At 62.5% G+C, this 10976-nt stretch carries 12 protein-coding genes; 5 read left to right on the top strand and 7 right to left on the bottom strand.

The window, feature by feature from the left end; translation table 11 throughout:
• Nucleotides 1-17 precede the first annotated feature (17 nt).
• Nucleotides 18-836, top strand: a complete 819-nt coding sequence (locus Q5Y75_RS25325; protein WP_306202790.1) for an MBL fold metallo-hydrolase — start codon at nt 18-20, stop codon at nt 834-836.
• Between the two features lie 38 nt (nt 837-874).
• Complete coding sequence (locus Q5Y75_RS25320; RefSeq protein WP_306202788.1) at nt 875-2296, top strand: FAD-binding oxidoreductase; 1422 nt, start codon at nt 875-877, stop codon at nt 2294-2296.
• Nucleotides 2297-2358: 62 nt separating this feature from the next.
• Here Q5Y75_RS25320 and Q5Y75_RS25315 read toward each other — a convergent pair whose 3' ends face one another.
• The gene (locus Q5Y75_RS25315) at nt 2359-2898 is read right to left on the bottom strand and encodes an adenine phosphoribosyltransferase (RefSeq protein ID WP_306202786.1); all 540 of its coding nucleotides are present in this window, start codon (nt 2896-2898) and stop codon (nt 2359-2361) included.
• Between the two features lie 80 nt (nt 2899-2978).
• Entirely contained in the window at nt 2979-3608 is a 630-nt protein-coding gene (locus Q5Y75_RS25310; RefSeq protein ID WP_306202784.1) for a LysE family translocator, read from the bottom strand.
• 160 nt (nt 3609-3768) lie between these two features.
• On the opposite strand from Q5Y75_RS25310, the gene Q5Y75_RS25305 reads away from it, so the two are divergent.
• Entirely contained in the window at nt 3769-4662 is an 894-nt protein-coding gene (locus Q5Y75_RS25305; protein ID WP_306202782.1) for an alpha/beta hydrolase, read from the top strand.
• A 26-nt stretch (nt 4663-4688) separates the two neighbouring features.
• Here Q5Y75_RS25305 and Q5Y75_RS25300 read toward each other — a convergent pair whose 3' ends face one another.
• The 3 genes from Q5Y75_RS25300 to Q5Y75_RS25290 form a co-directional block, all read right to left on the bottom strand.
• The gene (locus Q5Y75_RS25300) at nt 4689-5708 is read right to left on the bottom strand and encodes a DUF418 domain-containing protein (protein WP_306202780.1); all 1020 of its coding nucleotides are present in this window, start codon (nt 5706-5708) and stop codon (nt 4689-4691) included.
• Entirely contained in the window at nt 5705-6580 is an 876-nt protein-coding gene (locus Q5Y75_RS25295; protein WP_306202778.1) for an S-methyl-5'-thioadenosine phosphorylase, read from the bottom strand. Before Q5Y75_RS25295 ends, Q5Y75_RS25300 begins: the two co-directional genes overlap by 4 nt.
• Before the next feature lie 80 nt (nt 6581-6660).
• On the bottom strand, nt 6661-7197 hold the full coding sequence (locus tag Q5Y75_RS25290) for an invasion associated locus B family protein (protein WP_306202776.1): 537 nt from the start codon (nt 7195-7197) through the stop codon (nt 6661-6663).
• Between the two features lie 185 nt (nt 7198-7382).
• Between Q5Y75_RS25290 and Q5Y75_RS25285 the strand changes: the two genes are divergently transcribed.
• Nucleotides 7383-9017 (top strand): SulP family inorganic anion transporter, encoded by a 1635-nt coding sequence (locus Q5Y75_RS25285; protein WP_371933309.1) that lies wholly within the window; start codon nt 7383-7385, stop codon nt 9015-9017.
• 96 nt (nt 9018-9113) lie between these two features.
• Here the strand turns inward: Q5Y75_RS25285 and Q5Y75_RS25280 are convergent, their stop codons facing one another.
• Together Q5Y75_RS25280 and Q5Y75_RS25275 are read right to left on the bottom strand one after the other, a co-directional pair.
• The gene (locus tag Q5Y75_RS25280; protein WP_306202774.1) at nt 9114-9758 is read right to left on the bottom strand and encodes a CatB-related O-acetyltransferase; all 645 of its coding nucleotides are present in this window, start codon (nt 9756-9758) and stop codon (nt 9114-9116) included.
• Nucleotides 9758-10363 (bottom strand): flavin reductase family protein, encoded by a 606-nt coding sequence (locus Q5Y75_RS25275; protein ID WP_306202772.1) that lies wholly within the window; start codon nt 10361-10363, stop codon nt 9758-9760. The genes Q5Y75_RS25280 and Q5Y75_RS25275 overlap by 1 nt, the downstream gene beginning before the upstream one ends.
• A gap of 82 nt (nt 10364-10445) precedes the next feature.
• Here Q5Y75_RS25275 and Q5Y75_RS25270 point away from each other — a divergent pair, with 82 nt between their 5' ends.
• Nucleotides 10446-10934 (top strand): GNAT family N-acetyltransferase, encoded by a 489-nt coding sequence (locus tag Q5Y75_RS25270; RefSeq protein ID WP_306202770.1) that lies wholly within the window; start codon nt 10446-10448, stop codon nt 10932-10934.
• Nucleotides 10935-10976: the final 42 nt, after the last annotated feature.

Here is a 10976-nt window from a genome sequence, read left to right as displayed (position 1 = left end):
TGCGCTAAACTCCCATCATGCGGTGGATCATTCTGGCATTGATACTGATGACGAGCGGCGCGGCGGCGCAGGAGCGGCGGCCAAGCCACTGCATCGCTGTTGCCGATGCCGCGCCGGGGATCAGCTATCTGCATAAGGCGAACTGGCAGGAGCCGGTGCCGGAATATTCAGTGCGGATCAGCTATATCGCGCATGCCAGCTTTCTGATCCAGACGCGCGGCGGGTTGACCGCGGTGACAGATTTCACCGGTTTTGTCGGCTCTGCCCCCCTGATCCCCGATATTGTCACGATGAACCACGCCCATGACACCCATTGGACCGCCTTTCCTGATCCGGCGATCCCGCATGTGCTGGAGGGGTGGGGCGAGTTCGGGAAGGGAATCGATCACTATCTCGATCTGGGTGAGATCCTGATCCGCAACGTTTCAACCGATATCCGCTCGCAATATGGCGGGCGCGAGGACGAGGGTAATTCGATCTTCGTGTTCGAGGTCGAGGGGCTGTGCATTGGTCATCTGGGCCATCTGCATCACGTGCCGACGGATGAACAATTTGCCGCGTTGGGGCGGCTGGATGTGGTGATGGCGGCGGTGGATGGCGGCACCACAATGCCGCTGCCCGAAATGATCCAGACGCTGCGGCGGCTCAAAAGCTCGGTGATCATTCCGATGCACTGGTTTTCGCGCTATTCGCTGGGTGCCTTTCTGACCGGTATCTCGGATGTGTTCGCCGTCCAGCATGCGGGCGGCAGTTCGATCGAGGTGTCGCTGGCAAACCTGCCGGACCGTCCGACGGTTGTCGTGCTGGAGCCAGAATACCTGATCGAACAGGAATAGCGGTTGCAGCTGCGGCGCGGTTCGGGTGAGGGTGGCGCATGGTTCTGAACCCCGCAGATGCGCGCTTTGCCGCACGGCTTGCCGAGCTTCTTCCCGAAGATGTGCTGCGCCCGGTCGCACCCCGCTATCTGGAAGAGCCGCGCGGGCGATGGCAGGGGCAGGTCGGCCTATTGGCCCTGCCGCATGACGTCACGCAGGTCGCGCAGCTGGTGCGCGCGGCGGCTGAGGCGCGGGTCGGCATCCTGCCTTATGGCGGCGGCACCGGGCTGGTCGGTGGGCAGGTCAAAGCTGACGGTCCCGTGCCGCTCATGATCTCGCTGGAACGGATGAACCGGGTGCGCGACATCTACCCGGCCGAAAACGTCATGGTGGCTGAGGCGGGCGCGATTCTCGCCGACCTGCAGGCGGCGGCGTCAGAGGCGGGGCGGCTCTTTCCGCTGTCACTGGCGGCTGAGGGCTCGGCCCGGATCGGCGGCAACCTGTCGACCAATGCGGGCGGGCTGAACGTGCTGCGCTACGGCAATACACGCGATCTGTGTCTGGGGTTGGAGGCGGTTCTGCCCAATGGCGAGATCTGGAACGGGCTCAGCCGGTTGCGCAAGGACAATACCGGCTATGCCCTGCGCGATCTGCTGATCGGGGCCGAGGGTACCCTGGGCATCATCACGGCTGCCTCGCTGAAACTGGCGCCTATCCCGGCAGCTGTGGGGACGGCGATATTGGTTGTGCCCTCTCCGGCGGCGGCGCTGGAGCTGCTGTCGCTGGCGCGCGAACAGGTGGCCGAAGGGATCAGCGCCTTTGAGCTGATCCATGGCGAGGGGCTGCGCTTTCTGACCGAGGTTCTGCCGGATGTGCGCCAGCCCCTTGACGACCCGCCCGAATGGTCAGTGCTGATCGAGTTCGGCCTGTCCTCGGGCCTGAACCCGCAGGAGCAACTGGAACAGCTTTTTACCCGCGCTCTGGAACGCGGCGATGTCAGCGACGGGCTGATCGCGCAGTCCGAGGCACAGCGGCACGAGCTGTGGATGATACGCGAGCAAATCCCCGAGGCGAACCGGCTGATCGGGTCGGTGTCGAGCCATGATATCTCGATCCCGATCTCGGCGATTCCCGATTTCATCGAACGCGGCGGCGCGGTGGTTGCCGGGATCGGCCCGTTCCGCATCAACTGCTTTGGCCATCTGGGCGATGGCAACCTGCACTATAACGTGTTTCCGCCAAAGGGCCGGGATCGTGCCGATTTTGCCAATATGGGCCCGGTGGTGAAACGCGCGGTGCATGATCTGGTGGATGAGATGGATGGCTCGATCAGCGCCGAACATGGGATCGGGCGGCTCAAGGTGGAAGATCTGGAACGCTATGGCGACCCTGCCAAGCTGGATGCCATGCGGACGATCAAGGCTGCTCTGGACCCGTTGGGGATCATGAACCCGGGCGCGGTGCTGGCCGAAAGCGGGTAGGGGCGCTGCCCTTGCCGCCTCCCCGGGATATTTTCAGCCAGATGGAGCGCAGGTCCTGTGCGCTATTCGCCGTCAAAAGCGCAGAGTGCATGGACGTCCATGCCCAGGTTTTCCAGCGCCTTGCGGCCTCCCAAATCGGGAAGATCGATGATAAAGGCGCAGGAGATGATCTCGCCGCCGAGGCGCTCGATCAGCTTGATGCCCGCCGCCGCCGTGCCGCCGGTGGCCAGCAGGTCATCGACCACCAGAATCTTCTCGCCCGGCTGGATCGCGTCATCGTGGATTTCAACGATGGCCTCGCCATATTCCAGCTTGTAGTCCTGACTGATCGTGGTGCCGGGCAGCTTGCCCTTTTTGCGGATCGGCACGAAGCCGACGCTGAGCTGATGCGCGATAGCGCCGCCCAGGATGAAGCCGCGCGCCTCAAGCCCCACCACCTTGTCGATCCGCTCACCCGCGTAAGGGTGCAGCATCTGGTCGATCGCCATGCGGAACCCGCGCGGATCGGCAAAAAGCGTGGTCACATCGCGGAACATGATCCCTTCATGCGGAAAATCGACGATGGTGCGGATGTAATCCTTGACGGTGGCGTGTCTGGGCATGGCGTGCTCGGTCCTGTTGCGACGTCTCGCGGTGTGGCCCAACAGGTGTCACGGTGCAAGAAAAACCCGTTGCTGCTGGGTCAGGCAGGTCGTCGCAGCAGCGCCGTCGCCACACCCATGCCCATCAGCGTCGCGCCGCCCGCGCGGGTCAGCCCGGTCACCACCGAAGGACGCCCGACCCAGCTCCGCAACCGGTCCGCGAGCAGCGCGTAAGCCAGTGCATTGATCGCGGCGAGGCCGACAAAGGTGGCGATGAGGATGGTGAACTGGGGCAGCAGCGCCTGATCGGGTCGCAGGAACTGCGGCACGAAGGCGATGAAGAAAGCAATGGATTTGGGGTTCAGAGCGGTGACGGCTGCGGTGTGCCAGAAGACACCGCGCGCAGTGACATCGCCGCCGGTCTTGACGGTGGACAGCCCCTCGGACGGGGCGCTGCGCAGCAATTTGTATCCCAGCCACAGCAGATAGGCTGCGCCCACCCATTTGAGCACCGAAAACAGCGTGGCCGAGGCCATCACCAGCGCGCCCAGCCCGGCCAGAGAAGCGCTCATCGCGATCAGATCCCCCAATGCCACGCCCGAGGCCGAGGCCACCGCCACGCTGCGGCCCTTGGAGAGCGCATAGCTCAGCACCAGCAGGACGGTGGGGCCGGGGATCAGCAGAAGCGCGGTAGAGGCTGCGACGAAGGCGAGCCAGAGATCGAATGACATAGGCGGAATCCCGTTAGTTTGGCGCAGCCTGCGCGAAGGGTGGCGCCTTTGCAAGCTCAGGATGTCCACGTCAAGGGGTAAGATGAAGAAGACTTCATCTCCCCTTTGGCACTAGCGCCTTGAACGGGGTAGTCAAGGAAATCACATGGAGGGCAGGCCCATGAAACGAACGGAGGGCGGCATGTCCGACACGGTTGAGATCGAGACCGACAAGAGACCGGAGCACGATGTGCCCGGACGCTCGCCCGCGCGTCGTATCCTGATCGCTCTCCTGGCGGCGGTGGCTGCATCCTATGTCGCAGCTTCGGCTTACATGTACCTGTTTCAAAGGTCATTTGTCTTCAAACCGAGCGGCGAGGTAATCTCTGCGACGAAAGCGGGCGTGCCGGAGGTGACAGCAGAGACCGTGCGCATGGCTGACGGGACCGAGGTGATCGTCTGGACCGCACCCCCGGCCATCGAAGGTGCGCCGACCGTGCTGTTCTTCCACGGCAATTCCGGCAATCTGACTGATCGCGCGGACCGGTTCCGGTACGTTCTGGACAGCGGTTATGGCCTCTATGCGCCTGGCTACCGGGGCTATCCGGGCAGCGAGGGTGCGCCGTCCGAAGCTGCGTTCATCGCAGATGCGCTGGAGCATTTTGACTTGGTGTCCGCACGCGGCGGGCCGGTGATCGTACATGGGCAGAGCCTTGGCACCGGGGTAGCCACCGCTGTCGCGGCAAAGCGCTCCGGCGTCGATTTGCTGGTCTTGGAGGCGCCCTATACCGCAACGGTTGACTTGGCGGCAGAGCAATATCCCTGGCTGCCGGTTTCCTTGCTGATGAAGGATCAATTCGCCTCACGCGACCGGATCGGGGATGTCGATGAACCTGTTCTGATCCTGCATGGCACGGCTGACGATGTGATCCCGGTGGCCCATGGCAAGGCCCTGTTCGACTATGCCAATGAACCCCGGACCCTGAAAATCGTCGAAGGCGCGGATCACGGCAATCTGTGGTCGCATGGCCTCTGGGACGAAGTGAAACGTCAACTGCATCTGAGGACACAGTGATGCGTTTGCGCGAGACCCGAGGGTTTTCAGCCCGTCCGACCTGGTTCAGTGACCCGACGAATCAGGCTTTCCAATGGGCCGCGTGGGAAGATCTTTTGCCAAATGACGGCGTAGATCGAACTAAGCGCGCAGAACCCCAGGGCGATCGCAACGATCTGTGGTGCCGAGAGCGATCCGTCCAGCAGGTCGAACGCGTCCAGCGCGCCCATGCCGATCAGGATATGCGCGACATAAAGCGTGAGCGCCTGTTGCCCCGGCGCAGTGAGGAAGCGCACGATCCGCAATCGCTCAGTCACGGGCCAGAGTTTGAGAGTCAGGCCGATTGTGACGCAGGCGGTGCCGGTTCCGGCAAGAATGTAGAACGGGCCGGGTGGGACGGATTGCGTGCCGAAATAAAGCGCAAGTTCGGGATCCTGCGTCAGATATTGCGGGATCAGCGCAGCAAGCGCGGCGGCGAGGCCCCATAAGATCAGGCGATGCTGAATGCAGATGGTGCGCAGGTCCGATCGACCGATGGCCATGCCGATCAGCAGGAAGGCTGCCCAGGGCAGGACCGGATGCCAGCCATTGAAGATCGCGTTGCGCAGGAATCCGGGCAGGGTCCAGAGATCGGAATAGGTCAGACTCTCCCACTCCCAGCCAGCATCATAGTTGAACAGCGAGACAGCGACAAAAGCAGCCGCAACAATCCCGAGTGCGCCGGCCCAGAGCACTGCCGGTGGCGCGCGCAGAAACGCCGTGCCGACCACGAAGTAGAGCGCATAGAAATGCAGGATATCGGCTTCGAAGATCGTCATATTGACCATCCCGAGCGCAAACAGGAAGGCCGCGCGGCGCAACAGCAGGCCAGCGCCAATGTGCGAGAGCGACACGCCGATCCCCGCCAGCACCACAAAGAGCGCCGCCGCGCGCCCCTCTAGCGCATCGACCAGGCTCGAGGCCCAATCGGTTCCCGGCGCGACCTCTGCCGCGATCCGGAAATTGACCAGAACCATGCCGCAAAAGGCCAGATACCGCGCGGCATCCAGCCCCTCCAGCCGTGTCACAGGATGCGGCCCGCCACGGCATCCAGCTTGGCCAGCAAGGCCGGGTCGCGTTTGTCCGGTGCGGTCAGGATCGCGTATTCCAGCGCCCGGTCGCAGCCATGCGGGCAAGGCTCCCGCTCTGTTCCCAAAAGCGCGGGCAGGCCCTTGACCAGCGCGCGGCCTTTTTCGGCATTGCCGGTCAGCGTTGCGATGATCGCGGTCACGTCCACCTCGCCGTGATCGGGATGCCAGCTGTCATAATCGGTGACCATCGCGATCGAGGCGTAACAGAGCTCTGCCTCGCGGGCGAGTTTGGCTTCGGGCATGTTGGTCATGCCGATCACGTCGCAGCCCCAGTGCTCGCGATACATCTTCGACTCGGCCAGCGACGAGAATTGCGGGCCTTCCATCGCCAGATAAGTGCCGCCGCGATGAATGTTGATACCTGCCGCGCGTCCGGCGGTCTCGCAGGCGTCGCTCAGGCGCGGGCAGGTGGGGTGGGCGACGCTGACATGTGCAACACAGCCACTGCCAAAGAAGCTCTTCTCGCGGGCAAACGTGCGGTCGATAAACTGATCCACGATCACGAAATCCCCCGGCGCCATCTCTTCGCGGAACGACCCGCAGGCTGAGACCGAGATCACATCCGTCACCCCTAACCGCTTCAGCGCATCGATATTGGCGCGATAGGGCACGTCGGTTGGCGCATGCACATGACCACGACCATGACGGGGCAGAAAGGCCATATCCACACCCTCCAGCGACCCGGTCAGGATCTGGTCCGAGGGGGTGCCCCATGGGCTCTCCACGCCCACCCATTCGGGATTTTCAAGCCCGTCAATGTCATAAATGCCCGATCCGCCGATCACGGCGATCTTGGTCTTGCTGCTCACGATAGTCTCCAATCCCGACTGACTGACTTTAGCGCATAATTGGAAGGTTTGGGGCGGTTTCACAAGCGCGAGTGACGCGCCTAGTGCCGTATTGCGCGCGATTGCGTCTGTGTTTCAAAATCAGCCAGCGCCGCCGGGAACCCGGCAAGCGGCCAGTTCAGATCCCGCGCGACGCCGTAGCGATCCCGGAACGCGAAACGGAAGGTTCCCCCGCCTTTCATGGCGGCAAGCAGTTCGTCCGCATCGTTGCCCGAAAACCTGCAGCTCAACCCGGTCAGGCATCCTGGCCAGTGCGTGCGCCATGTGACATTGCCTTGGGCCTCGATTCTGAAACCATTGGGCGAAAAGACCGTGCCGGGTTCGATTCCAAACTCGATCTGATAGCCCTCGGGGTCGGGTGTAACAAAGACAAACTGCCCGCCAAACTCCGGTCGGGTCGAATACACATCGACCCAGCGCAGATAGCATCGCTGGACCAGCCCGGCATCTTCTATGCGCTCGTCACAGATAGAATTCCATATGCCGAAGCTCTGATAATGCGTGACGCGCCAGTCACTTGCGGTGTCGTTGCCCTGCCTGTCCTGTGCGGCGGCGGGCAATGCCAAACCAATTGTCAAAAGCGCGATCCATTTCATAGCAGCCAGGATGCTTGGCGGAGGCGGCGGGGACAAGTCACGTTGGTGAGAGCGTCCAGCTATGTTGCTGCTGCATGGCTGCATCCCGGCCAGTGCGGTGGCTCAGCCGCCGCCAAGCCTGTATTACGCCCCATCGCCGCGAACAGACCCGATATCAGGACATAGCCATGCTAAGCGCCCTCAAGGCAGCTTTTGAAAGCCGATTCGCCTATCCCGACCTCAGATGGATGCCGGATGAGAAACTGACGCCTTCGCGTCTGCGGATCGAGTTGCTCTCAGGCCTGACCGTGGCGCTGGCGCTGGTGCCCGAGGCTGTGGCTTTTGCCTTTGTGGCGGGGGTGCATCCTCTGGTCGGGCTTTATGCGGCGTTTCTGGTCGGGTTGATCACTGCGCTGATCGGCGGACGGCCCGGGATGATCTCGGGCGCGACCGGGGCGTTGGCGGTTGTGATGGTAGCGCTGGTGGCGCAGCACGGGGTCGAGTATCTGTTTGCGACTGTGGTTCTGATGGGCATCTTGCAGATCATCGCGGGCGTGATGCAGTGGGGCAAGTTCATCCGTTTGGTGCCGCATCCGGTGATGCTGGGCTTTGTGAACGGGCTGGCGATTGTGATCTTTCTGGCGCAGCTGGGGCAGTTCAAGGTGCCCGGCTCGATGGAGAATACCGGCCATGGCATGAGCGGAGGTGAGTGGCTCTCGGGCATGCCACTCTATCTGATGCTGGGGCTGGTGGCGCTGACCATGGCGATCATCTGGGTGATGCCGCGTGTCACGCGCATTGTGCCCGCGCCTTTGGCCGGGATCGGTATTGTCGCCATTCTGGTGATTGCGCTGGGGCTGGACGTGCCGCGCGTGGGTGATCTGGCCTCGATCCAGGGCAGCCTGCCGCCCCTCCATATCCCGATGGTGCCGCTGAACTGGGAAACCTTCGAAATTATCCTGCCATATGCGGTCATTCTGGCGGCGATCGGGCTGATTGAATCACTACTGACGCTGAACCTTGTGGGTGACATGACCGGCAAGCGTGGCGGTGCCTCGCAGGAGTGCATCGCGCAAGGCGTGGCCAACACGGTCACAGGCTTCTTTGGCGGTATGGGTGGCTGTGCGATGATCGGTCAGTCGATGATCAACGTGAAATCCGGCGGCCGGACCCGCGTGGCGGGCATCGCTGCGGCGGTCTTCCTGCTAATCTTCATCCTGTTTGCCGCGCCGCTGATCGAGCAGATCCCGCTGGCCGCCCTTGTGGGCGTGATGTTCATGGTCGTGATCGGCACCTTCGCCTGGAACTCGTTCAAGATCATGCGCAAGGTGCCGCTGATGGACGCCTTCGTGATCGTGCTGGTGACCGTTGTGACGGTGATGGAGGATTTGGCCGTTGCGGTTGTGGTTGGTGTGATCGTGTCGGCGCTGGCTTATGCCTGGAACAATGCGCGGCGCATCCATGCGGTGACCCGCGAGTCGGTGACCGAGAAGGGCGCGAAGGTTTACGAGATCCAGGGCCCGCTGTTCTTCGGCTCGTCTGACGGGTTCGCGGAACTGTTCGACATCTCCAACGACCCCGATACCGTGATTGTGGATTTTGCTGCCAGCCGGGTTGTCGATCAATCCGCGCTGCAAGCGATTGAAGCGGTGGCCGGTAAGTATGAGGCAGCAGGCAAGACGCTGATGTTGCGTCATCTGAGCCGCGATTGCCATCAATTGCTGACTAAGGCGGGCCATCTGATGATCGACAGCGACGATGATCCCGAATACGGGCTGGCGGTGGATTACTCGGTGCGCACCGGTATCTTGGGCGGTCACTGAGGTTTTCTGATCCAGCGGAGCGCGCCTTCGGCGCGCGCTCTTTTTGTTTTTTGCTAGTGCTCGGTTGCGAGGTTTTACGCCGCGCTCCGGGGTGGTTCAGCGGGGCGGAGCGAATGCCTGCAATTGGCCGATCTCACCTGTGAGCAGAGCGGGTACTGCCCGTTCGACGAACTCGACTGGCCAGTCCCACCATTCCAGATCAAGAAGCACAGCAACCATCTCGGGCGCGAAACGAGGCCGGACGACCTGAGCCGGATTGCCGGTAACGACGGAATAGGGCGGGATGTCTCCGCGCACGACACTGCCGGCGCCGATAATGGTGCCGCTGCCGATCTGCGCGCCGGGCAGGATCAGGGCGCCATAGCCAATCCAGACATCGTGGCCGATCACCGTATCGCGTGTGTCGGGCTGATACTCGGCGCGGTTTTCCAGATCGAAGGCGGGGAAGGGGAAGGTGGTCAGCCCGTTCATAGCGTGATTGGCCGAGGCGGTGATGAAGCGCACTCCATGGGCGATTTGGCAGAATTTGCCGATGCGCAGGGTCTCTTTCGAGAAGTCGAACAGATAGGGGGCCAGATGCGCGCACCAGTTCTCGGGTGGGTCGAAATCGGACGCGTAAGTGAAATCACCCGCCTGAAACCGGGGATGATCGATCACCCGGTTGAGAAAGACCGAACCCGTGTGGTCGGTGCCATCGGGCAGCGTGATCGGATAGCGGCGGGTTGGGTCGGGAAAGGGCATCAGTCGTCGGGCCGGGCAAGGCTGAAAAGCTCGGTGACCACCGAATAGTCACGATAGCCCAGCCGCGCGAGTGGTTGATAAGTGGTTACGTCGAAGACTCCATCGCGCAGGCAGTCATCGCGCAGGTGGATGCCGGTCACTTCGCCAAAGACCACATAGTTCGACGCGCCCGGCAGGGACACGATCTGCGTCAGCTTGCATTCCAGAGCGGCGGGCGCGTTTGCGATGCGCGAACAGTTGATGGTTTCGCAGTCCAGCGCGGCCAATCCTGCATGGGCGAACTCGTCCACATGATGTGGCAGCGCTTCGGAACTGGCATTCATGGCGTCGCGGGAGGCGTATTCGACGATATTGACGCAGAATACGCCCGTCTGGCGGATGTTGGACAGGCTGTCCTTGCCCTGTTCCTGGTCTTCCTTGCTGCCGGTCGAGGCGAACATCACCTGTGGCGGTGTATAAGCGACGCCGTTGAAGAAGGAATAAGGCGCGAGGTTGTTCACGCCCTGACCATCCCGGCTGGATATCCAACCGATGGGGCGCGGTGTGATGATGGCATTGAACGGGTTGTGGGGCAGCCCGTGGCCATCCTCGGGGCGATAGAACATTGCGTGAGTCTCCAAGCATTTGCCCAAGGGGTAGCGAAGTGATAGGGCGATTGCCACCGTTGAATGAAAGGCGCGCGGGCAGGTGATCGAAGTCAGGCCGGAACAACCCGATGACTGGTGGGAGGTTGAGGCTCTGCTCGACCTCTGTTTCGCGCCGGGACGCGAGGCGCTGTCTTCGTACCGGTTGCGCGACGGGGTGGACCCGGTGCGCGGCTTGTCGCATGTGGCGCGCGACGGTGATGGCACGCTGGCGGGTGCGATCCGGTTCTGGCCGGTGCATGTGGGGGCGGCGGATGCGCTGCTGCTGGGGCCGATCGCGGTGCACCCGACCCATCAGGGCGAAGGTCTGGGCGGCTTTCTGATCCAGGAAGGGTTGGAGGCCGGGCGCGACAAGGGCTGGCAGCGGGTGATGCTGGTGGGCGACGCGCCCTATTATGGCCGCTTCGGATTTGACCGGCTGGAGGCGGTCGAGATGCCGCCGCCGACCAATCCGGAGCGGGTTCTTGGTCATGATCTGGTTCCGGATGCGTGGCGGGGTATTTCGGGCGCCGTTTCCCGCTGGTGTCGGTAAAGCATTGAATTTCGCAGGCTCACCCCCGATCTTGAAGGGCAG

This window comes from Ruegeria discodermiae, assembly GCF_030758345.1.
Lineage (GTDB): Bacteria > Pseudomonadota > Alphaproteobacteria > Rhodobacterales > Rhodobacteraceae > Ruegeria_C.
Note: the sequence above shows the minus strand (reverse complement) of the source record. Positions and strands in the feature narration are given on the sequence as shown.